24 protein-coding genes are annotated in these 21,878 nt (G+C 67.2%); 10 read left to right on the top strand and 14 right to left on the bottom strand.

Annotation, left to right across the window (positions count from 1 at the left end):
* The first annotated feature begins 166 nt into the window (after window positions 1–166).
* The 3 genes from GIY56_RS02910 (at window position 167) to ilvN (ending at window position 3,533) form a co-directional block, all read left to right on the top strand.
* Complete coding sequence (locus tag GIY56_RS02910; protein WP_154763300.1) at window positions 167–1,006, top strand: arginyltransferase; 840 nt, start codon at window positions 167–169, stop codon at window positions 1,004–1,006.
* A 145-nt stretch (window positions 1,007–1,151) separates the two neighbouring features.
* Complete coding sequence (locus GIY56_RS02915) at window positions 1,152–2,906, top strand: acetolactate synthase 3 large subunit (protein WP_154763301.1); 1,755 nt, start codon at window positions 1,152–1,154, stop codon at window positions 2,904–2,906.
* A gap of 66 nt (window positions 2,907–2,972) precedes the next feature.
* On the top strand, window positions 2,973–3,533 hold the full coding sequence (gene ilvN / locus GIY56_RS02920; protein ID WP_154763302.1) for an acetolactate synthase small subunit: 561 nt from the start codon (window positions 2,973–2,975) through the stop codon (window positions 3,531–3,533).
* Between the two features lie 5 nt (window positions 3,534–3,538).
* On the opposite strand, the gene GIY56_RS02925 is transcribed toward ilvN, so the two are convergent.
* Together GIY56_RS02925 and GIY56_RS02930 are read right to left on the bottom strand one after the other, a co-directional pair.
* A complete protein-coding gene (locus GIY56_RS02925) occupies window positions 3,539–3,889 on the bottom strand; it encodes a hypothetical protein (RefSeq protein ID WP_154763303.1) in 351 nt (116 codons plus the stop codon).
* Window positions 3,890–4,184: 295 nt separating this feature from the next.
* Complete coding sequence (locus GIY56_RS02930) at window positions 4,185–4,931, bottom strand: M48 family metallopeptidase (RefSeq protein ID WP_154763304.1); 747 nt, start codon at window positions 4,929–4,931, stop codon at window positions 4,185–4,187.
* A gap of 155 nt (window positions 4,932–5,086) precedes the next feature.
* On the opposite strand from GIY56_RS02930, the gene GIY56_RS02935 reads away from it, so the two are divergent.
* Genes GIY56_RS02935 through GIY56_RS02945 form a run of 3 tightly spaced genes read left to right on the top strand, consistent with a single transcriptional unit; the run spans window position 5,087 to window position 6,661 of the window.
* Window positions 5,087–5,326, top strand: coding sequence for a hypothetical protein (locus GIY56_RS02935; RefSeq protein ID WP_154763305.1), 240 nt, complete (start codon window positions 5,087–5,089; stop codon window positions 5,324–5,326).
* A 49-nt stretch (window positions 5,327–5,375) separates the two neighbouring features.
* The gene (locus GIY56_RS02940) at window positions 5,376–5,948 is read left to right on the top strand and encodes a nitroreductase family protein (RefSeq protein WP_154763306.1); all 573 of its coding nucleotides are present in this window, start codon (window positions 5,376–5,378) and stop codon (window positions 5,946–5,948) included.
* Window positions 5,945–6,661, top strand: a complete 717-nt coding sequence (locus GIY56_RS02945; protein WP_230312234.1) for an EI24 domain-containing protein — start codon at window positions 5,945–5,947, stop codon at window positions 6,659–6,661. The genes GIY56_RS02940 and GIY56_RS02945 overlap by 4 nt, the downstream gene beginning before the upstream one ends.
* Here GIY56_RS02945 and GIY56_RS02950 read toward each other — a convergent pair.
* Window positions 6,618–6,887, bottom strand: a complete 270-nt coding sequence (locus GIY56_RS02950) for a DUF1467 family protein (RefSeq protein ID WP_154763307.1) — start codon at window positions 6,885–6,887, stop codon at window positions 6,618–6,620. The genes GIY56_RS02945 and GIY56_RS02950 overlap by 44 nt on opposite strands.
* Entirely contained in the window at window positions 6,887–7,291 is a 405-nt protein-coding gene (gene mce, locus GIY56_RS02955) for a methylmalonyl-CoA epimerase (protein WP_154763308.1), read from the bottom strand. Before mce ends, GIY56_RS02950 begins: the two co-directional genes overlap by 1 nt.
* A gap of 126 nt (window positions 7,292–7,417) precedes the next feature.
* On the opposite strand from mce, the gene GIY56_RS02960 reads away from it, so the two are divergent.
* Window positions 7,418–8,152, top strand: coding sequence for a response regulator (locus tag GIY56_RS02960; protein WP_154763309.1), 735 nt, complete (start codon window positions 7,418–7,420; stop codon window positions 8,150–8,152).
* Here GIY56_RS02960 and GIY56_RS02965 read toward each other — a convergent pair.
* From GIY56_RS02965 to GIY56_RS02990, 6 genes are all read right to left on the bottom strand, one after another.
* Window positions 8,149–8,862 (bottom strand): GNAT family N-acetyltransferase, encoded by a 714-nt coding sequence (locus GIY56_RS02965; protein WP_154763310.1) that lies wholly within the window; start codon window positions 8,860–8,862, stop codon window positions 8,149–8,151. The genes GIY56_RS02960 and GIY56_RS02965 overlap by 4 nt on opposite strands.
* Before the next feature lie 193 nt (window positions 8,863–9,055).
* On the bottom strand, window positions 9,056–10,942 hold the full coding sequence (aspS, locus tag GIY56_RS02970) for an aspartate--tRNA ligase (protein WP_154763311.1): 1,887 nt from the start codon (window positions 10,940–10,942) through the stop codon (window positions 9,056–9,058).
* A gap of 56 nt (window positions 10,943–10,998) precedes the next feature.
* On the bottom strand, window positions 10,999–11,655 hold the full coding sequence (locus GIY56_RS02975; protein WP_154763312.1) for a CPBP family glutamic-type intramembrane protease: 657 nt from the start codon (window positions 11,653–11,655) through the stop codon (window positions 10,999–11,001).
* The gene (locus GIY56_RS02980) at window positions 11,628–12,419 is read right to left on the bottom strand and encodes a glycoside hydrolase family 25 protein (RefSeq protein ID WP_154763313.1); all 792 of its coding nucleotides are present in this window, start codon (window positions 12,417–12,419) and stop codon (window positions 11,628–11,630) included. The genes GIY56_RS02975 and GIY56_RS02980 overlap by 28 nt, the downstream gene beginning before the upstream one ends.
* 104 nt (window positions 12,420–12,523) lie before the next feature.
* Window positions 12,524–12,853, bottom strand: coding sequence for a hypothetical protein (locus GIY56_RS02985; RefSeq protein ID WP_154763314.1), 330 nt, complete (start codon window positions 12,851–12,853; stop codon window positions 12,524–12,526).
* 45 nt (window positions 12,854–12,898) lie between these two features.
* A complete protein-coding gene (locus GIY56_RS02990) occupies window positions 12,899–14,278 on the bottom strand; it encodes an FAD-binding oxidoreductase (protein WP_154763315.1) in 1,380 nt (459 codons plus the stop codon).
* 145 nt (window positions 14,279–14,423) lie between these two features.
* Between GIY56_RS02990 and GIY56_RS02995 the strand changes: the two genes are divergently transcribed.
* Together GIY56_RS02995 and GIY56_RS03000 are read left to right on the top strand one after the other, a co-directional pair.
* On the top strand, window positions 14,424–15,317 hold the full coding sequence (locus tag GIY56_RS02995; protein WP_154763316.1) for a glycosyltransferase: 894 nt from the start codon (window positions 14,424–14,426) through the stop codon (window positions 15,315–15,317).
* Window positions 15,317–16,120: an NAD-dependent epimerase/dehydratase family protein gene (locus tag GIY56_RS03000; RefSeq protein ID WP_154763317.1), complete on the top strand. Its 804-nt coding sequence runs from the start codon at window positions 15,317–15,319 to the stop codon at window positions 16,118–16,120. Before GIY56_RS02995 ends, GIY56_RS03000 begins: the two co-directional genes overlap by 1 nt.
* A gap of 114 nt (window positions 16,121–16,234) precedes the next feature.
* Here GIY56_RS03000 and cobT read toward each other — a convergent pair whose 3' ends face one another.
* Window positions 16,235–18,097 carry a cobaltochelatase subunit CobT gene (gene cobT / locus GIY56_RS03005; RefSeq protein WP_154763318.1) on the bottom strand — a complete coding sequence of 621 codons (1,863 nt, stop codon included), beginning with the start codon at window positions 18,095–18,097 and terminating at the stop codon, window positions 16,235–16,237.
* 153 nt (window positions 18,098–18,250) lie between these two features.
* On the opposite strand from cobT, the gene GIY56_RS03010 reads away from it, so the two are divergent.
* The gene (locus GIY56_RS03010; protein ID WP_154763319.1) at window positions 18,251–18,832 is read left to right on the top strand and encodes an NADPH-dependent FMN reductase; all 582 of its coding nucleotides are present in this window, start codon (window positions 18,251–18,253) and stop codon (window positions 18,830–18,832) included.
* A gap of 45 nt (window positions 18,833–18,877) precedes the next feature.
* On the opposite strand, the gene GIY56_RS03015 is transcribed toward GIY56_RS03010, so the two are convergent.
* The 3 genes from GIY56_RS03015 to GIY56_RS03025 are packed head-to-tail and all read right to left on the bottom strand — an operon-like array spanning window position 18,878 to window position 21,800.
* The gene (locus GIY56_RS03015) at window positions 18,878–19,729 is read right to left on the bottom strand and encodes a hypothetical protein (protein WP_154763320.1); all 852 of its coding nucleotides are present in this window, start codon (window positions 19,727–19,729) and stop codon (window positions 18,878–18,880) included.
* A gap of 23 nt (window positions 19,730–19,752) precedes the next feature.
* Window positions 19,753–21,150, bottom strand: coding sequence for a TolC family outer membrane protein (locus GIY56_RS03020; RefSeq protein ID WP_154763321.1), 1,398 nt, complete (start codon window positions 21,148–21,150; stop codon window positions 19,753–19,755).
* Window positions 21,147–21,800 carry a protein-L-isoaspartate O-methyltransferase family protein gene (locus GIY56_RS03025; RefSeq protein WP_154763322.1) on the bottom strand — a complete coding sequence of 218 codons (654 nt, stop codon included), beginning with the start codon at window positions 21,798–21,800 and terminating at the stop codon, window positions 21,147–21,149. The genes GIY56_RS03020 and GIY56_RS03025 overlap by 4 nt, the downstream gene beginning before the upstream one ends.
* Between the last annotated feature and the right edge of the window lie 78 nt (window positions 21,801–21,878).

Consider the following 21,878-nt stretch of genomic DNA (forward strand, 5'->3'; position numbering starts at 1 on the left):
GTCAACGTGCGGCATCGCCGCGGCGGTTCAAGCTTTAACGCTTTCCCTGCTTGGCGTGCCGGACAATCGTTGCTAGGCTTTCGCGAAAATCCCCAGTTGGGCAGACGGATCCTTTTCGGCGCATGATCAGTTCTGGAACGACACCCCGCCACAAGGGCCGCCCCTGATGCGCCATACGCTTCCCCATGCGCCGCAATTCTATGTCACGGCCCCGCAGCCCTGCCCTTACCTGCATGGGCGGGCGGAACGCAAGCTGTTCACGGCGCTGCATGGCGACAATGCGGCCGAGTTGAACAACGCGCTGTCCCGCCAGGGCTTCCGGCGGTCGCAGAACGTGCTCTATCGTCCCAGCTGCGAAAGCTGCGTGGCCTGCATGTCGGCGCGGATCCGGGTGGCCGACTTCCAGCCCTCGCGCACGCAGCGCCGGTTGATGCGGCGCAACGCGGGCCTCAAGCGCCTGGCCACCAGTGCCTGGGCGACCGAGGAGCAGTTCGAGCTGTTCCGCCGTTACCTGGACAGCCGCCACGCCGACGGCGGGATGGCCGACATGGACATCTTCGAATTCGCCGCGATGATCGAGGAAACGCCGGTCAAGACCCGCGTGATCGAATACCGCTGCAGCGGGGACCGGCCCGAACGCCTGGCGCCCGGCGACGATTTCCTGGCCGCCGTCTGCCTGACCGACGTGCTGGATGACGGGTTGAGCCTGGTCTACAGCTTCTACCACCCCGTCCTGCAACCGGCGAGCCTGGGGACATACCTGATCCTGGATCACATCGAGATCGCGCGGGCCGCCAAGCTGCCCTATATCTATCTGGGCTATTGGGTGCCGGGCAGCCGCAAGATGGACTACAAGGCGCGCTTTTCGGCGCTGGAGATCTACAAGGGCGGGGTCTGGCAGCCGATCGGCGATCCGCAGGACCATTCCAACGAGGCGCATCCCCTGTCGGTCGATCCCATCGTCGAACAGGTGGCCCGGATCGCCTTGCCGCAATTCGATCGCTGATCCGCGAAAGAAAATTACAAATTTCGCGTGAACTGCGTCATTTTATCCGCGCCACCCCATTGACCCTGCCGGACCACATCCATAGTTTGCGCCGACGCGCTGGCGGGATTCCCCGGCGACGGCTTGGCTGTGATGGAGAAAAGCGATGTCCCGAATGATGACGGGTGCAAGAATGGTTGTCGAAGCCCTGCGCGATCAGGGCGTCGATACGGTATTCGGCTATCCGGGCGGGGCGGTGCTACCCATCTATGACGAGCTGTTCCAGCAAAACGACATCACCCATGTCCTGGTCCGCCACGAACAGGGCGCGGTGCACATGGCCGAAGGCTATGCCCGGTCCACGGGCAAGCCGGGGGTCGTGCTGGTCACGTCGGGTCCGGGGGCGACGAACGCGGTCACCGGGCTGACGGACGCGCTGCTCGATTCGATTCCGCTGGTCGTGCTGTCGGGCCAGGTTCCGACCTTCATGATCGGCACCGACGGTTTCCAGGAGGCCGATACCGTCGGCATCACCCGCCCCTGCACCAAGCACAACTGGCTGGTCAAGGACACCGACAAGCTGGCCGGGACGATCCACAAGGCCTTCCAGGTCGCGACCTCGGGGCGTCCGGGACCGGTGCTGGTCGATATTCCGAAGGACGTGCAGTTCGCGACCGGCACCTATGTCGGCCCCAAGCAGATCGAGCCTGCGCGGTATCAGCCGGTCCGCAAGGGGGACATCACCGCCATCACCCGCCTGGTCGAGCTGATCGAGGCGGCGGAGCGGCCGATCCTGTATACCGGCGGCGGCGTCATCAACTCGGGTCCCGGCGCGAGCCAGCTTTTGCGCGAACTGGCGGATGCGACGGGCTTTCCCGTCACCTCGACCCTGATGGGGCTTGGCGCCTATCCGGCATCCGGCAAGAACTGGCTGGGAATGCTGGGGATGCACGGGCTGTACGAGGCAAACCTCGCGATGCATGGCTGCGACCTGATGATCAACGTCGGCGCGCGCTTTGACGACCGGATCACCGGACGGATCGCGGATTTCAGCCCGCAGTCGATCAAGGCCCATATCGACATCGACCCGTCCAGCATCAACAAGGTCGTGCATGTGGACATTCCCATCGTCGGCGATGTCGGTCACGTGCTGGAGGATCTGCTGAAGGTCTGGAAGTCGCGCGGCCGCAAGGTCAACAGCGCCGCGCTGAACCAGTGGTGGCAACAGATCGAAGGCTGGAAGGCCAAGAACTGCCTGGGCTATCGGAACAGCGACACGATCATCAAGCCGCAATACGCCCTGGAACGGCTGGAGGCGCTGACCAAGGGCCGTGACCGATACATCACGACCGAGGTGGGCCAGCACCAGATGTGGGCCGCGCAATACCTGCATTTCGACGCGCCGAATCGCTGGATGACCTCGGGCGGGTTGGGGACGATGGGTTACGGTCTGCCGGCCAGCATCGGCGTGCAGATGGCCCACCCGGACGCCCTGGTCATCAACGTCGCGGGCGATGCAAGCTGGCTGATGAACATGCAGGAAATGGGCACCGCGGTTCAGTTCCGCCTGCCGGTCAAGCAGTTCATCATGAACAACGAACGCCTTGGCATGGTGCGCCAGTGGCAGCAATTGCTGCATGGCGAACGCTACAGCCAGAGCTGGTCGGACAGCCTGCCCGATTTCGTCAAGCTGGCCGAGGCCTTCGGCTGCAAGGGCGCGCTGGTCAAGGATCCCAAGGATCTGGACGGTGCGATCCAGCAGATGCTGGATTACGACGGTCCCTTCATCCTGGATGTCCTGGTCGAGAAGCACGAGAACTGCTTCCCGATGATCCCGTCCGGCAAGCCGCATAACGAGATGCTGCTGGGCGAGGCCGCGACCTTCGGCGTGATCGAATCGGAAGGCGCGGTGCTGGTCTGAGCCGTTGGGCGGGGGGCCAGCCCCCCGCACCCCCCGGGATATTTATGCCAATGCAAAGGCAAGACAATGAACGCTTTGAACATCCAGAAGGGCGCGTCCAGCCATTCGGCCTATGACCTGCGCGACCCGAATTCGCAGGTCGAGGAAAGCCACACCCTGGCCGTGCTGGTCGAGAACGAACCGGGCGTGCTGGCCCGCGTGATCGGGCTGTTTTCAGGCCGCGGCTACAACATCGACAGCCTGACCGTGGCCGAGGTCGATCACACTGGCCACCGCTCGCGCATCACGCTGGTCACGCGCGGCACGCCCGCGGTGATCGCGCAGGTCAAGGCGCAGCTGGGGCGGATCGTGCCGGTGCACGAGGTCCACGACCTGACGGTCGAGGGTCCGGCGGTCGAACGCGAACTGGGCCTGTTCAAGGTGCGCGGCCAAGGCGAAAAGCGGGTCGAGGCGCTGCGGATCGCCGAAATCTTTCGCGCCAACGTGGTCGATTCGACGCTGGAAAGCTTTGTCTTCGAACTGGTCGGCACGCCCACCAAGCTGGACGCCTTTGCCGACCTGATGCGCCCCCTGGGGCTGGCCGATCTGGCCCGCACCGGCGTCGCCGCCCTGTCGCGCGGGATCTGACCGCGTCAGCTTGCGGCGGCCGCCCTCAGCCCCGGCGGCGCTGCAAGCTGGTCCTTCGCCTCGGGCTGGACGTTCGAGCAGACGATGCGCAGGTGCGATTCGGCCGCGGGCACAATGGCGCGCAGCATTCCGGGAAGGTCGGCGTATTCCTGTTCCGAAAGCAGGCTGACGCGGCGGGCATTGCGCAGCGCGCCGATGATCTCGCTTTCCAGTTCGACCAGATCCCCTGGCTGGGGCCAGCATGACGGGCTGGCCAGATTCTCGCGACCCTGCAGATAGGCCAGGGCTGCGTGATCCTCGCACCAGATCACCGCCTTTTCCTTGTCCACGCTACTCCACACAACGACGCCGATCATTCCGCAACTCCAAACGGACGCCCTCCGGCATCGCGCTACCACGTCAAGTCACATGCATTTTATGTGCAAGGTAATGACGACAAAAGCAGATTTCCGCCAATAGGTCAGCCTTTTTTATCTTCCGGACGCAAATTGTTAGCGTCCCCATTGGTAGCAGGCACGACCAAGTCCAACGCGTTGTTTATGACCCAGGTTTTTGATCGAAAATGAATTCCGTCGGGGATGGCCTTGCCCGGATGCCGATTTTCCGGCAGAAAACGTGGCATATTTGCCGCAGGCCACGCCCCTGCCTGTCCTATCGGACCCGCCCGCTGACCACGTCATCGACAGCCCGCCTGACCTGGGCAAGCCGCGCGGCACGCGACGGATGGGTGCCCAGGACATGATCGCCGGGATCGGGGATTCGCTCGAAGAATCGCGATCCGTTGATCGGATCGAAGCCCGCGTTCAGCGTCATGATCGCGCCCAGATAGTCGGCCTGAAGCTCCCAGTCACGGGAATAATAGCGCGACCCGACCGAGGCGCCGATGCGCTGCGCGGTCTCGATCGCGTCGGGGTTGTTGCCGTAAACGGATGCGATGCTGCCCAGGATCACCGCCCCTGCCGCCGCCGCGCCCGCCTTGCGGTCCAGGTGGTTCAGGACATGGTGGCTGGCCTCGTGGCCCACGACAAAGGCGATCTCGTCGCCGTTGCGGGTCTGGGCGATCAGCGACAGGGTAAAGCCGATGATCGGGCGGCCGGTGGCGTCGATGGTCTGGAAGGCATTGGCCTCTTGCCCCGGGCGGTCGTCCACGACGAACTGGAAGTCGCAGTTGATGGGCTGCGTGCGCCGTTGCAGGCATTCGCGTTCGACCGCAGGCTCCATCCGGCGCATCACGGCCACGAACATGCGGGCGGTCGATTGCGGGCTGCCGTCATTGGTCAGGACGGGCGCGGGGATGGGATAGGGACCGGTCGGCACCGTCGCCTGGTCCATCGGCAGGGGCGCGCAGGCCGCCACGCCCAGAAGCCCCGCACCCAGGATCGCCGCGACTTGCCTCATCACCCTGTCCCTTGCCCTTCGCCGCATTTCGCCGTGATGCGGTCTTACCCTTTGATCGCGGCGATCTTATCGTGTCGCCAGAAGCCGCGCAAACCCTGCCCGCCTGCCGAAGCACGCTCATCACGCGAATGTCGGCCCGAACCGAGGAGCTTTGGATGTTCACCATCGAGCATGATTTCGACGCCACCGTCATCACCCTGATCGACGAGGTCGAACCCGACACCGGTCCCTTGAACGAGGACGTGGTGATCCTGTCCTTCGACGACCGCGTGGTGGTGGAGCAGGTGGGTCCCGACGACGAGGTGGTGCGCGTCACCCTGTCGATGCACCAGCTGGCCGAGCTGCGGCTGGCGCTGAACCTGCCCGAGGGCAATTACCGGATCGAGCGCGGCTAGGTTGCGCCGCCTGCCGCTTTCGGAAAGAACGGGCGCGAAGGAGACTGCCATGACCTATCGCAACGAGGCCGCGCTGGATTTCCTGGCGACCCGCCGGTCCCATCCGCCCAAGATGCTGCGCGAACCCGCCCCCGACCGGGCCGAGATCCTGCGCCTGCTGACGCTAGCCGCGCGCACGCCCGACCACGGCAAGCTGGAACCCTGGCGCTTCGTCGTGCTGGAACGCGCGGCACTGGACCGGATGGCACCGATCCTGCGCGACCGGGTGCTGGCATCGGGTCAGGATGGGGCGGCGGCGGACAAGGCGGCCTCGGCCTTTGCCTCGCCGGTGATCGTGGCGGTGGTCTCGGCCCCGGTTGCCAGCGACAAGGTGCCCCAGTGGGAACAGTTCCTGTCGGCGGGCGCGGTCTGCCTGGGGCTGGTCAACGCGGCGCTGGCCGCAGGCTGGGGGGCGGCCTGGCTGACCGGACCTGCGGTGCTGGATCAGGCCTTCGGACGCGAGCACCTGGGCCTGTCGGACAACGAGCGCATCGTGGGCCTGGTCCACCTGGGCAGCCGGGGGGAAACCCCGCCCGAACGCCCGCGCCCCGATGTCGCGGCCAAGACGACCTGGCTGGAATGATGGTGTTCCGCGCCCTGGTCCTGGCTTGGCTGGACCTGCTGCGCCCGCGCATCCTGCGGCTGGCGCTGATCGGGGTCGGGCTGACGATCCTGTTGTTCGTGGCCCTGCAATCGGCGGTCTTCTGGGCCGTCCGCAGCTTCGTTCCGGGGGGCTGGTCGCTGCCCTGGATCGGCACGCTGGATGTCGGATCGGCCCTGTCCTGGGGGTCGCTGGCGCTGTTCCCGCTGATGGGGTTCTTTCTGATGGCTCCGGTCGCGGCGGGCTTTGCCGGGCTGTTCGCCGAACAGGTGGCCGACGCGGTCGAGGAGATCCATTATCCCGCCCGGCGCGGCAGCGGGCTGGATTTCCTGGACGGGCTGCTGGAATCGGTTGCCGTTGTTCTGGCCGTGCTGGCGGTGGCCGTGCTGTCGCTGGTCCTGACGCCCTTCCTGGGTCCGCTGGCGCCGGTGCTGCTGTTCGGCGCGAACGGCTGGCTGCTGGGGCGAGAGTTCTTCCAGATGGCCGCACGCCGTCACATGGACGAACCGCAGGCCACCGCCCTGCGCAAGGCCAACGGGGCGCGGGTCATGCTGGCGGGCGTGCTGGTCGCGGTGGCGCTGGTCATTCCGGTGGTGAACATCGCAGTGCCGCTGCTGGCGGCAGCGGCCTTCACGCATCTGTTCCATCTGGTCAGCGGAACATCCGGTCCAGGTTCGCGATATCCGCGCGGGTGACGAAGCCGCCCAGGATGACGGTGGCGATGGCTGCCCAGATCACGGCGGTGATGGCCGTGGTCCAGATCAGCTTGGCGCGCAGCCGCAGGTCGGCGGGCGCGCCTGCGGGGGTGCCCGGCACGATTTCCCCCGCGTCCTGCTGGCTTTGCTGGCCGATCAGGATCACGATGAACAGCGTCAGGAACCACAGGACGGCGAACAGGACGATGCCTCCGGTCAGGTTCATCAGACCTGCTCCAGTTCGATCAGGCAGCCGTTGAAATCCTTGGGATGCAGGAACAGCACCGGCTTGCCATGCGCGCCGATCTTGGGTTCCCCGTTGCCCAGCACGCGCGCGCCCTCGGCCTTCAGCCGGTCGCGGGCGGCCAGGATGTCCTCCACCTCGAAGCACATGTGATGGATCCCGCCCGAAGGGTTCTTGTCCAGAAAGCCCCGGATCGGGCTGTCCTCGCCCAGGGGATGAAGCAGTTCGATCTTGGTGTTGGGCAGTTCGATGAAGACCACCGTGACCCCGTGGTCGGGTTCGTCCTGCGGCGCGCCCACCCGGGCGCCCAGGGTGTCCGCATATTGGGCCTGCGCCGCGCCCAGGTCGGGAACCGCGATGGCGACGTGATTGAGGCGTCCGATCATCATTTCCTCCGTTTTCCCCGCTTCTAGGGCCTTCAGGCTGGCGGTGAAAGGAAAACCCGGCGGCATTAACCGCTTCTTAGCGAATCAGCCGCTAACTGGAACGGCGACATTGGTAGGGACACTGACATGCAGAACGACATCGCGTCCGACGTGGTCGAGGCTTTGCCCCTGTGGCGGGCCGCATCGCCGAACCGCCCGCTGGCCGGGCTGACCGTCCTGGTGGTCGAGGATTCCCGCTTCGCCAGCGAGGCCGTGCGGCTGCTCTGCCTGCGCTCGGGCGCGCGGATCCGGCGGGCCGATTGCCTGCGGTCGGCCGCGCGGCACCTGCAGACCTATCGCCCGGCGGTGGTGATCGTGGACCTGGGCCTGCCCGACGGCGACGGCGCGGGGCTGATCCGGCAGATCGCCGCGACGGAACCGCGCGTGCCGGTGCTGCTGGGCATCTCGGGCGATCCCGGGCTTGGGCATCTGGCGATGGCTGCGGGGGCGGATGGCTTTCTGGCCAAGCCCATCGAAAGCCTGGCGGTCTTCCAGCAGACAATCCTTTCGGCCCTGCCGGTCGAGGCGCGGGGCCACGGCTTGCGCATCCTGCCGGATGAGGTGATCCAGCCCGACCCCTCGGGCCTGCGCGACGACCTGGCCCATGTAGCCGAGATCCTGGCCAGCGCGCAGGACACCACGGCGGTGGATTACATCGCGCATTTCCTGGCGGGCATCGCCCGGTCGGCCCATGACCCGGTGCTGGAAGCCGCCGCCACCGCGCTGCAACGCGACCGCGAGGCAGGCCACGCCCTGGCCAGCGACCTGGCGCGGATCAGCGGGCTGGTGCAGGAACGTCTGGCCAGGGTCGCAAGCCTTTAGGCCGCACCATCGCGCCCCGGCAGCGCCCTGCCCGTCAGATCCGACAGGCTTTGCCGTTGCCGGCCCTCGGCGTCGAAATTCGCGTCGTCCAGCCAGGCCGCATGGGCCGGCGCCAAGGCCCGCCAGTCGGCATCGGTGATCGAGAACCAGGCCGAATCGCGGTTTGCGCCCTTGACGATCATGTGGTTGCGGAACGTGCCTTCGTAGGTGAAGCCCAGCCGGAGGGCCGCCCGGCGCGAGGGTTCGTTCAGCGCGTTGCATTTCCATTCGACCCGGCGATAGCCGTGATCCATGGCCCAGGCGATCATTGCCATCAGGGCCGCGCTGGCGGTCCGTCCGCGCTGCAAGGACGGCGTCAGCAGAATATGCCCGATCTCGATCACGCCATTGGCCGTGTCGATGCGCAGGAACGCGGCATGGCCCGCCGCCCGCCCGGTCCGGGGATCGAGGATCGCCAGGAAAAAGGGGTCCGTCGAGGCCTCGGCCCGCGTCATCCAGGCCTGGTGGTCGCTTCGGGACGGGAAGGGACCATAGGGCAGCCATGTCCACAGCGCATCGTGCCCGGCCTGCGCCTGAAACAGGTCGGCGGCGTGGCGGTCTGCCGACAAGGGTTGCAGGATGTCGCTGCGGATGGGCTGCGCCGCGGGGCCTGGCGGCGGCACGAATTCGGACAGGGAGGTTTCGGGCCTTGTGGAACTTGTACCCTGCATACCGCACCTTCCTTTCGGTATCCCGCCAAGAATGCGCGGATTTTTCCCCCTGTCGAGCCTTGGAACCGGACCAAACGCTTGCGCGCGGCCACCCTGATCCCCGGGGACGCGCAGCCCGATGCCGCGCACCGCCTGACCCCTCGCCTTGTCCGGCAATCCCCGTGCCCGGGTCAGGCGCGAGGCGAAGGGCGGATCACTCTTTCGGCAGGACGCGCAGGCGCAATTCGCGCAACTGTTCGTTGGTGGGTTCGGACGGCGCGCCCATCATCAGATCCTCGGCCCGCTGGTTCATGGGGAACATGATGACCTGGCGGATGTTCACCTCGTCCGCCAGCAGCATCACGATCCGGTCGATGCCGGCGGCGCAGCCCCCGTGCGGCGGCGCGCCATAGCGGAAGGCCTTGACCATGCCGCCGAACCGCTTTTCCACCTCGGACGCGGGATAGCCCGCCAGTTCGAAGGCCTTGAACATGATCTCGGGCTTGTGGTTGCGGATCGCGCCCGAAATCAGCTCGTAGCCGTTGCAGGCGAGGTCGTATTGGTAGCCCTTGACCCGCAAGGGATCGCCGTTCAGCGCCTCCAGCCCGCCCTGCGGCATGGAGAACGGGTTGTGGCTGAAGTCGATCCTGCCGTCGTCGGTTTTTTCATACATCGGGAAATCGACGATCCAGGCGAACTTGAACTGGTTTTCCCGGGTCAGGCCAAGCGCGCGCCCGATCTCGTTGCGCGCACGGCCTGCCACGGTCTCGAACTGCTCGGGGCGGCCGCCGAGGAAGAAGGCGGCATCGCCTATCCCCAATCCTAGCTGTTTTCGAATTGCTTCTGTTTTTTCATGACCAAGTGCCTTGGCGATTGGTCCAGCCGCTTCATACGTTTCACCATGCGCTGCCAGCCATGCCTCGCGCCGCTCTTGAGCCTGCATAAATGCATGCATTTCATAAGCATCACCCCTTTCGGAAAGTTGCTCATAGCCTAGTTCTTCGAGATTCGGCACCGTTGAGCGCCAGAAGATATACCCCATCCCCGGCAGCCCCTCGCGCTGCGCGAAGGCGTTCATCCGATCCGCGAACTTGCGCGACCCGCCGCCCGGCGCCGGGATGGCGCGGACCTCGGTCCCCTCCTGCTCCAGAAGCTTGGCGAAGATGCCGAAGCCCGAGCCGCGGAAATGGTCGCTGACGACCTGCATCTCGATCGGGTTGCGCAGGTCGGGCTTGTCGCTGCCGTATTTCAGCAGCGCCTCGGCATAGGGAATGCGCGGCCAGTCGGCATCGACGGGACGGCCGCCTCCGAATTCCTCGAACAACCCCTGGATGACCGGCTGGATCGCGGCAAAGACATCCTCCTGCTCGACGAACGACATCTCCAGGTCAAGCTGATAGAAGTCGGTGGGGCTGCGGTCGGCGCGGGGATCCTCGTCGCGGAAGCAGGGGGCGATCTGGAAATAGCGGTCGAAGCCCGCGACCATGATCAGCTGCTTGAACTGCTGGGGGGCCTGCGGCAGGGCGTAGAACTTGCCCGGATGCAGGCGCGAGGGCACCAGGAAATCGCGCGCGCCTTCGGGGCTGGAGGCGGTGATGATCGGCGTCTGGAACTCGGTGAAGCCCCCGTCCCACATGCGGTTGCGGATGGATCGCACCACCTGCGACCGCAGCATGATGTTGTTGTGCAGCGACTCGCGGCGCAGGTCCAGGAAGCGATAGGCCAGCCGCGTTTCCTCGGGGTATTCCTGGTCGCCGAAGACCGGCAGGGGCAGCTCGTCGGCCGGGCCAAGCACCTCGATCTCGGTCGCATAGACCTCGATCTCGCCGGTCGGCAGCTTCGCATTCACCAGCGAGGCATCGCGCAGCTTCACGCGGCCGTCGATGCGCACGACGGTTTCCGCGCGCAACTTGTCCATCGCGGCGAATGCCGGGCTGTCGCTGTCGGCCAGCACCTGCGTCATGCCGTAATGGTCGCGCAGATCGACGAACAGCACGCCGCCATGATCGCGGACCCGGTGGACCCAGCCGGACAGGCGGACGGTTTCGCCGGCATGGGCGGCGGTCAGGTCGCCGCAGGTGTGGCTGCGATAGGCGTGCATGGTCGTTCCCCGAATAATCCGCCGTGCATCAAGCGCGGCAGGGCCGGGAAGTCAACCTAGAACGGGCGCACCACGTTGCCGGTATAGAAATAGGCCCCCATGCCGACGGTGAACAGCACGTTCCCGGCGACCGCGTGCAGCATCCAGGCCGCCGGAAAGCCGTGGCGCAGATAGGCGCGCGCGAAGATCCAGCCGCCCACGAAGGTCATGACAGCCACGACCGACGACCAGTACATCAGGTGGGCAAAGGAAAAGATCGCGGCGTTGACGGCGATGGCCCCCTGCCCTTGCGGCAGCAGCGATCCGTAGCGGTGGAAGAACAGCGGGCGGAAGATCAGCTCCTGCGGCAGCGCCGACAGCAGCGGATAGAACACCCAGATCAGCGGCAGCATCCCCGACCGCAGCATGGCGAACAGCCGCTCGGGATGGGTGACATACAGGATCGCCGTGCCCGCCAGCAGGGTGGCGAGCGACAGGCCCAGGACCTCCAGCCAGGGCATCCTGCTCCACCCCCGGACAAGCGAGCGGAAGCCGAAGCCACCGGTGCGCCACAACAGCAGCAGGCCCGCGACGGAAAAGACTGCCAGCGCCTCGAACAGGTGGCGGCCCGGCATGAACAGCGCGATGGCCAGCGGCGCCCCGACATAAAGCGCCGCGAACTCGATCCCCAGCCAGAGGCGGGGTCTTACCGTGTCAGGCGTGTTTGCAACCATCGCACCCAATCCTCGCGCGATCCGGCAAAGGCGTTGAGGTCGGTGTTGCCCCGAATCCCCGGAACGATGCCGGTCCCCGTATATTGCCAGAAGGCCCACCGCTGGCCCGGATAACGCTCGCTGGGATGGCCGGCGGTCGAGCGCAGCCAGAATTCCGCCCGCATGTCGCCCAGCCGGTTGTCGCGGTAGAAATCGACCGTCGTGTAGATGATCGGACGCTGGCCGTAATGCCGCCCCACGATGTCCATGAAGATGGACGCCTGCTGCTTGATCTCGGACGGCGAGGGGCGATACGGGCAGGTCTGCGAACGGGTCCATTCCAGGTCGATGACCGGCGGCAGCGATCCGATTTCCCGCGGCACCTGGCGGATGAACCAGGCCGCCTGTTCCGCGCCCGAGCGGCAGAAGTAGTAGTAATGATAGGCCCCCCGCGGGATCCGGGCCGCCGCGGCCTCTCGCCAATAGCGGTGGAAGCTGGGGTCGTAATGGTCGCCGCCCTCGGTCGCCTTGATGAAGGCAAAGCTGATCCCGGCACTGCGGACGCGGTTCCAGTCGATGTCCCCTTGCCAGCGCGACACGTCGATGCCGTGGACGGCATGGCCATAGGGATGGCGCCCGCCCCAGTCATGGGGCGCCGAATCGCCCAGTTGCGGATTGGCCCCCGGTCCCGGCGCCGCACGATAGCCGCCCCGTTCGGGTGTCCGCGCGCAGGCCACCGCCAGCACAAGCATCAGCCCCATCAGTATCTTGCTGAAATACCGCATCCTGCCCCTTCGACCTTGCATCGGGCGCTTGCCGCGCCTTTTCGCCGCTTATCGCAAGGTCGTGAGGGAAAGTCACCGGGCGGTGACGGTCACGAGTGCGTCAGTCAGTTCGCATCCCGGGGCGCGTCCTGGGTCGCGGGGGCGACGTTTTCCGTGGCAGGCGCGGCTTCGGTTCCGCGGACCTCGCTGTCCTCGGGTTCGGGCAGGCCTTCGGGCGAGACCACCGGCGGGGCCGTGCCGTCGGTGCCTTCCGCATTGCTGATCGGGGTGTCGGCGGGCGGGGGCGTGGTCGCCAGCCCTTCGTTCTGTTCGTCCATTCCGGGCCTGAACACCATGAAGGCCAGGAAGGCCGCCAGCAGGGCGATGGCCAGGGCGATCAACGCGGGCTTGTGGCGGCTGGCCGAACGCTGCGGATTGTTGTCGTTGTGGGACATGGGATTTCCTCCGGTGACTTGGCAAGGCAACTGCCGGACGACGGCCTAGTTCCTGTCGGGCACCAGCTTTCCGGGGTTGAGGATGCCCCGGGGATCCAGCGCCGCCTTGATCTGGCCCATCAGCTGCCAGCCTTCGCCGTGCTGGGCCGCCATCAGGCCGCGCTTGCCGATGCCGATTCCATGTTCGCCGCTGATCGTGCCGCCCACGGCCAGCGCGCGTTCGGCCATGCGCGTGGCGATGCGCTTGGCCGCCGCGATTTCATCGGGGCTGGCGGGATCGACCAGCAGCAGCGAATGGAAATTGCCGTCGCCCACATGGCCCAGGATGGGACCGATCAGCCCCTCGGCGGCAATGTCTTCGGCGGCGGCATGAACGGCGGCGGGCAGGTGCGACATCGGTACGCAGACATCGGTGATCAGCCCGGATGCCCCGGGCCGCAGCGCCAGGCAGGCGTGATAGGCGCCGTGCCGCATCCGCCACAGCCGGGCGCGATCTTCCGCCGTCGTGGCCCAGTCGAAACCCCGGGCGCCGAACTCGGCCGCGATGTCCCCGAACCGGGCCGCATCCTCGCGCACCGCATTGGGGCTGCCGTGGAACTCGATCATCAGGTGCGGCTGTTCCGGCAGGCTGCTGCCGGAATGGAGGTTGAAGGCCCGCGCGCTGGCCGCATCGACGAACTCGATCCGCGCCATGGGGATGCCCGACTGGATCGTCGCGCTGACGCATTCCACGGCGTGATCCAGGCTGTCGAAGGCGCAAACGGCGGCCGCGACCTCCTCGGGCTGGCCGTGCAGGCGCAGGGTCAGTTCGGTGATGACGCCCAGCGTGCCCTCGGACCCGACGAACAGGCCGGTCAGGTCGTAGCCCGCGCTGGATTTCGCGGCCCGCGTGCCGGTGCGGATGATGCGCCCGTCGGCCAGAACCACCTGCAAGGCCAGCACGTTGTCGCGCATCGTGCCGTATCGCACGGCGGTCGTGCCGCTGGCCCGCGTCGCGGCCATCCCGCCAAGGCTGGCATTGGCCCCGGGATCGACCGGAAAGAACAGCCCCGTCGCGCGCAGTTCCGTGTTCAGCGCCTCTCGCGTGACGCCGGGCTGGACGCTGGCCTGCATGTCCTCGGGGCGCACTTCCAGCACCTTGTCCATCCGCGACAGATCGAGCGAAAGACCGCCCTGCACCGGCAGCGCGTGCCCTTCCAGCGAGGTGCCGGTGCCCCAGGCGATCACCGGAACGCGCGCCTCGTTGCAGGCCCGCAGGATCACTGCCACCTCCTCGGCGCTCTCGGGCCAGGCCACGGCGTCGGGCGCGGGCGAACGGTGAAAGCTTTCCGATTGCGCATGGTGGCCGCGGTCGGCGGCGGTCTCGGACAGGCGTGTTCCCAAGATGCCACGCAGGCGGCCGGAAAGGTCGGGGGGCAGGCTCATGACGGTTTCCTTGCTTGTGGCGGGCAGGTTAGCCTTTCGATGAACCTTGGCAAAGCCCGGTGCGTTCTGTCATCAACGGTTCGTAAAAACGCCATAACGTCGCGCCAAGCCGCCGCCAGACTTCCTTGACTGCCCAGGATACCCGATGGACACCACCCGGATCTCGCCGCTGTACCCCGCCGCATCGCGTGGCAACGGCCACGCCCTGCCCGACGGCCTGCAGGCTGAAATCCCCGCCCGATCCGACCATGCCTATGTCACGCTGGTCACTAATCCCGACTATCTGCCGGGGGCCGAGGCGCTGCTGCGGTCGCTAAAGCTGACGGGCACGCGCGCCGACCTGGTGGTGATGCATCGCGGCCTTGGTCCCGCCCATTTGGCGCGGCTGCGCGCGCACGGCGCCCGGCTGATCGCCGCCGACCTGCTGCCCACCGGCGAGACCTTCGACCGCACCCATGCCCGCGACGCCCTGCACGCCCGCGCGGCCTTCACTCGCGGCGGCAAGCCCGATTTCCACACGCCCCTGGACAACTTCGTCAAGCTGCGGCTGTGGCAACTGGACTATGACCGCTGCGTCTTCATCGACGCCGACGCGGTGGTGCTGCGTTCCGTGGAAAAGCTGTTCGACCTGCCGGAATTCTGCGCCGCGCCCAATGTCTATGACGGGCTGGACGGGTTCCACCGCATGAATTCGGGCGTCTTCACCGCGCGCCCCGACATCCGCACCTATCACGCGATGATGGCGCATCTGGACCGCCCCGGCGTCTTCTGGCGGCGCACCGACCAGACCTTCCTGCAGGACTACTTCCCCGACTGGCACGGGCTGTCGATCCACCACAACATGCTGCAATACGTGTGGATGAACATGCCCGAACTGTGGAGCTGGGAGGACATCCGCATCCTGCATTTCCAATACGAAAAGCCCTGGCAGGACCACGACAAGGCGCATCTGCTGCGCCCCTTGATCGAGCTGTGGCGCGCCATCGCCGAAGGCCACCCCGTCCCCGACCTGGCCGCGCAGGCCCGCCCCGCCGCCTGATGCGCATCGCCCTGACCGGCGCCTCGGGCATCGTCGGCGGCTTCGTGCTGCGCGCGGCCCGGGCGGCGGGGCACCAAGTCACGCCCCTGGACCGCGGCACCGGCTTCCGCCTGGGCGATGCGCCCGACCTGTCGGGCCATGACGCGCTGATCCATTGCGCCTTCGCCCATGCCCCCGGCCGCTATCGGGGGGGCGAGGGCGAGGATCCCGAAACCTTCGGGCGCCTGAACCGCGACGGCACATTCCGGCTGTTCGACGCCGCCGTGCGGGATGGGGTGGACCGCATCGTCTTCCTGTCATCCCGCGCCGTCCATGACGGTTATCCGCCGGGCACGCCCCTGCCCGACGACCTGCCCGCCCGCCCCGCCAACCTTTACGGCCAGGTCAAGGCCGATGCCGAGGCCTTCCTCGCGCAGCTGCCGGTCAAGGGCACCGCGATCCGCGCCACCGGCGTCTATGGCCTGCCCGCCAAATGGCGCGGCCTGTTCGACGATTATCTGGCGGGCCGTCCCATCCCGCCCCGCATCGCGACCGAGGTTCACGGCGACGACCTGGCCGCCGCCATCCTGCTGCTGCTGGACCAGCCCGACCCGCCCGCGCAGGTCAATTGCAGCGACCTGATCCTAGACCGCCACGACTTGCTGGCCGAGGTTCGGACGCTGACCAACTGCCCCCATCCCCTGCCCGACCGCGCCGATCCCGCCTTTCTGCGCATCCAGACCTGCGACCGCTTGCGCGCATTGGGCTGGCAACCCGGCGGCATGGCAAAGCTGCGCGCCACCCTGCCTCATCTTCTGTGCTGAAATATCCTCGGGCTTCGCAGCGCCCGGAAAAAGGTCCAGTGGACCTTTTTCAGCGGAGAAGGGGCCGGCAGGCCCTAGCGGGGGCAGACAGCCCCCGGCCACCGCGGGACGCAATCAGGCGCGGCGGGCCATCCCCAAGACCCGCGCCCGCTTGCGCGGATCGGCGTCGAACAGCGCGGCCAGTTGCTCGGTGATCGCGCCGGCCAACTGGTCCGCGTCGGTGATCGTCACCGCGCGTTCGTAATACCGCGTCACGTCATGGCCGATGCCGATCGCCAGCAGTTCCACCATGCGCCGCTTTTCCACCATGGCGATCACGTCGCGCAGGTGCTTTTCCAGGTAATTCGCCGGGTTGACCGACAGGGTCGAATCATCGACGGGCGCGCCATCCGAGATCACCATCAGGATCTTGCGCGCCTCGCTCCGCCGCACCAGCCGCCGATGCGCCCATTCCAGCGCCTCGCCGTCGATGTTTTCCTTGAGCAACCCTTCCTTCATCATCAGCCCCAGGTTCGGCCGCACCCGCCGCCAGGGCGCGTCGGCGGGCTTGTAGATGATGTGGCGCAGGTCGTTCAGCCGCCCCGGTTGGGCGGGACGGCCCGCCTGCAGCCAAGCCTCGCGCGATTGCCCGCCCTTCCAGGCGCGGGTGGTGAAGCCCAGGATCTCCACCTTGACGCTGCACCGCTCCAGGGTGCGGGCCAGAACGTCGGCGCAGATCGCCGCGATGCTGATGGGGCGACCGCGCATCGACCCGGAATTGTCGATCAGCAGCGTCACCACCGTGTCGCGGAACTCGGTGTCCTTTTCGACCTTGAAGGACAGCGGAGTCGTCGGGTTCGCCACTACCCGCGCCAGGCGGCCCGCGTCCAGCACGCCCTCCTCCTTGTCGAATTCCCAGCTGCGGTTCTGCTGGGCCTGAAGGCGGCGCTGCAATTTGTTCGCCAGGCGGCTGACCGCGCCGCGCAGGGGTTCCAGCTGCTTGTCCAGATAGGCGCGCAGCCGTTCCAGTTCCGCCGGATCGGCCAGATCCTCGGCGCGGATCTCCTCGTCCCAGGTCTGGGCGAAGACCTTGTAATCCGCGCTCGCATCGCTGACCGGGGGCGGCAGGTCGGGCGGGGTTTCCGATTCGGGCATCTCGGCCTCGTCGGTCAGCTGCTCGTCGGACTGGTCATCCATGCTGACCTGGGCCTGCCGTTCGTCCTGGCTCTGTTCCTGGGACCGCTCGGGCGAGGCCTCGGCATCCTCGCTGTCGTCCTGGTCGCGGGACTGGTTGTCGCCCGCTTCCTCGTCCTGTTCGGCGCTGTCGTCCGAATCGTCGTCTTCCTGCTGGTCGGGATCGTCGCCCAGCTGGTCGCCGTAGCCCAGGTCGCTGATGACCTGCCGCGACAGGCGAGAGAACGCCGCCTGATCGGCCAGAACCTCGTTCACATGCGACAGCGACCCGCCCGCCTGCTGTTCGACAAAGGGCCGCCACAGGTCGGCCACATGCTGCGCCCCCCCGGGCAGCGCGCGGCCCGTCGCGGCCTGGCGCACGATATAGCCCGCAGCCACGGCCAGCGGCGCGTCGGCGGGGGCCTTGATCTGGCCGTAGCCCTTCTTGTCCGCATCCGCGCCGATCCGGGCGTCGATGTTGGACAGGGCGCCCGGCATGTCGCGGGCGCCAAGCGCCTCGCAGCGGGCGGTTTCCATGGCCTCGTAAAGCTCCTTCGCCATGGGTCCGGCGGGGGCGAAGCGGGCATGGGTCGCGGCATCGTGGTGGCGCATCCGCATCGCCAGGGCGTCGGCGGTGCCGCGGGCCTGCAGGATCTCGTCCCGGCCCATGCGGCGGCTGACCTGCGGCAGGCGCATCGTGTCGCCCGCCACGCCCGAGGGATCGGCGCTGAAGGTCACGTTCAGTTCGCGATCGTCGGCCAGGGCGCGCGTCGCCTCGGACAGGGCCTTCTTGAACGGATCGGCGGGGTTGTCGGACTTTTTCATAAGGATCGGTAGACCACCGCCGCGCGCCCCGATCAAGACCGTTGTGCATGAATGCGGAACAGGCTGTGCGCCCCCGCCCTGCCGAAAGGGTGAACCGCGCCCGCGAAAAGACGTTAGGCTGACCGTGCCATTCCAACGAAAGGACAAACGGACATGACCAAGCCCCGCATCGGCGTCATCATCAGCTCCACCCGCGACACGCGCTTTGCCGACAAGCCGACGGCCTGGCTGATGGACAAGGTCAAGGATCATCCCGACCTGGACTTCGCGCTCATCGACCTGCGCGACCGGAACCTGCCCTTCTTCAACGAGCCCGCGTCGAACCTGTGGATGCCGTCGGGCGACCCGAACGCGGTGGCCTGGCAGGAAACGCTGGCGGGCTTCGACGGCTTCATCTTCGTCGTCGCGGAATACAACCATTCCATCACCGGCGCGCTGAAGAACGCGCTGGACCAGGCCTTCAAGGAATGGAACCGCAAGCCGTTTTCGGCGCTGGCCTATGGCAGCATGGGCGGGGCGCGCGCCCTGGAACACCTGCGCCTGATCGGGATCGAGCTTCAGATGGTGCCCCTGCGCAACGCCGTCCACATCGGCGGAGGCGATTTCTTCAAGGTCTCGCCCCTGGGCGCAAACGCCCCGATAGCCGAGATCGAGGATCACCTGGAAGGGTCGCTGAAGGCCATGCTGGACGAATTGACCTGGTGGGCCAAGACGCTGCAAACCGCGGCCGCCTGAGCGGATGTCCGGGCAGCGCCGGGTCAGGCGCTGCCCCCCGCGGTGTCAGAACCGGTCCAGCTGCGCCTCGAGCGCGGCGGCGACCTCGCGGCGAATGACGGCGCGCAGATTGGCCGAGAACCGCTGGCCCAGTTCTCCGTTCAGTTCCTCTTGCACCATCTCGCGCAGCATGTCGCGGATGTCCTGCTCGGTGCTGTCCCCATCGGCCTGCGCCTGCAGTTCGGCATCGAAGGCGGCGGCCGCGGCGGCCAGTTCGGCGACGGGATCGGACGCGGGTTCGGGCGGCAGGGTCCAGCCGGAGGGGCGCTGGTCCACCGGCTTGGCGGCCAGGACGGGGGCCGGTTCGTCCAGTTCGGGCCGCATCCGCGCCTTCCAGTCGAAGGCTTCGGCAAAATCGTCGGCATCCTCGCCAATGTCCTGGATCGCCGCTTCAAGGCTGGCCGGGGCGGGCGCGGGTTCGGGCAGCGGCGCGCTTTCGCGAGCCTCCGGCCGCAGCCAGGCCCGCCAGCCCGAGGGCTTGGCCTGCTCCGGCTCGGCAATCCGCCGCTCGGCCGCGAGCTTCAGGGGCGCCACGGGGGCGGCAGGCTTGGGTGCCGTGCGCAGGATGAAGGCCGGGACCTGCGGGGCATCCTCAACGTCGTGCGGCTCGCGAAGCGCAGGCCGGACCGCTTCGGCGGTTTCGACCATCTGCCGCGCCAGCGCGGCATTGCCGCCATAGCGGCGGGCCAGGAATTCGCCCGCGTCGTCCTGGACCAGGTCCGAGCGCCCTGCCCGGATCCGGTCCCGCGCGGTGCTGAGCGCGTCGTCATCGGCGATCATGCGGCGGATGGCGGACAGCACGTCCCCGATGTCCTCGGACAGACGGGCGGCGTTTTGTGAAAAGCGGGGGTCAGCCATGGACGCCCCCGCGGATCAGACGTTCAGTTGCGGCCGATCGCGCGAAGCACGCGGTCAAGGCTTTCGCCCTGCTTGCTGGTATAAGGCGCGTCGCGCACGGCATTGTAGTACTGCGAAGGGTCATAGGTCGGAATCCCCAGGTTCAGGTGTTCTACCGTAAGACGACCCATAGCAGCCAGAAGTTGATAATGTGCTAATTGCAGGTTGGCTTCCGCCGTAATCTTGTTGGCCCGCGCCTCCAGCAGCGACTGTTCGGCGTCCAGCACGTCCAGCGTCGTGCGCGCGCCAAGCGCCGCTTCTTCCCGCACCCCGTTATAGGCCTGCTGCGCCGCCGAGATCTGTTCGTCGATGGCCCCGATCTGGGCACGGGCAACGTCGATGTTGGCCCATGATTCGCCGACCAGTTGGCTGATCTGGCGCGACACGTTCAGCAGGTTGGCCCGCGCCTGGTCGCGCAGCGCCATGGCCCGGCGATGCGCGGCAGGCAGGCGCCCGCCCGAATAGATGGTCTGGTTCAGTTCCAGCCCGACCGAGGCGCTGTTGCGGGTGTCGTATTCCCCGGTCAACTGCTGCGGGCTGCGGGTGATGCCCGCCGCGACATTGGCCGACAGCGACGGATTGCGTTCGGCCGCGGCCTGGGCAACGCCCAGTTCCGAGGCCGCGGCCTGGCGCTGCGCCTGCGCGATCAGCGGGTGGTTGCGCTGTCCGATGGCCCGCGCCTCATCGACCGAGGCGGGCAGCCTGGGCAGCGGCGGGGGCGCGTCCAGCCCGGTGGGAAAGCGTCCGGTCGCGGCCAGATAGGCTTCGCGCGCGATCTCCAGATCCCCCTGGGCCGAGGCCAGCCCGGCCTGGGTTTCCGCCAGCTGCGCATCGGCCAGCGCCACGTCGGTCACGGTGATCTCGCCCACGTCGAAGCGGTCCTGCGCGGCCTGGCGTTCGCGGCTCAGCACCTCGACCGAGTTGCGCTGCAGGGCCACCTGCTCGGTCGCCTGCTTGATGTCGAAAAAGGCTACGGTTGCGGCCAGCAGGATGTCCTGCTCGACCGAGACAAGGCCTTGGCGGGTCGCCAGGACCTGTTCCTTGGCGGCGTCGATCGCCAGTTGCGACCGGCCCCAGTCGTAAAGCAGCATCTGCGCGCCGATCTGCAACGAGGTCGAGCGGGCCGTGAGATAGTCCGACGCATTCTCGTTGCGCGACACCTGATGGCTGGCGGTCCATTGGACGATGGGCCGCAGTTCGGCCAGCGCGGCGGCCACGTCCTCGTCGGCGGCCCGCAGCACGGCGCGGTTCTGCTCGATCAGGGCGGAATGGCGATAGGCCGCGACCATCGTGTCGGCCAAGGATTCGGCCACGGCTGCGTGACTGGTGAAAGCCGTCAACGCGACGGCGGCGACCGCTGAAAAACGACGCAGCTTGATCATAGCGTGAACCCCCTCTCGCGCTCGAACCCCGGCAGCAAGGGGGCTTGGGCATTGAAGCCATAGCGCCAGTTGACGCGGCCGTTCAGCCTGTGGCCGATGCGGACGACCCCCAGGGCGCCTTCCAGGAACAGCGCGATGATGCGCCCGCCTTCCTTCAGCTGGTCCAGGACCGCCTCCGGCACCTCCTCGACCCCGCCGCCGATCATGATCGCGTCATAGGGACCGTGCTTCGGCGCGCCCTGCGCCAGGGGGGCATTCAGCACCGCGACGTTGAAGACGCCCGCCTCGCCCAGGCGGCGCTCGGCCTCGGCCGCCATCTCGGGCTGTTCCTCGATGGCGACGACGGCCTGGACCATCCGCGCCACGACCGCCGAGGAATAGCCATAGCCGCAGCCCAGATCCAGGACCAGGTCGTCGGGCTGCAGGTCCAGCATGTCGATCATCTTGCCCAGCGTCCGCGGCTCCAGCAGGACGCGTCCCCCGCCCAGGTCCAGGTTTTCCCCCGCATAGGCCACCGCCCGGCGCGAGGGGGGCACGAAATCCTCCATCGGGACGGCCAGCATGGCCTCGATCACGGGAAAGCGGGTGACATCGTTGGGGCGGACCTGCGTGTCCACCATCATGGTGCGCCGGGTGGCGAAATCGCTCATCTTAGGGAGCCTCTGCAAGTGCTTTCAAGCTTATTGCCACGATTTGGTGGACCTCGCAACGCCGCACATTCCCGTCTT

Source organism: Paracoccus lichenicola, from assembly GCF_009708075.1.
Classification (GTDB): Bacteria; Pseudomonadota; Alphaproteobacteria; order Rhodobacterales; family Rhodobacteraceae; genus Paracoccus; species Paracoccus lichenicola.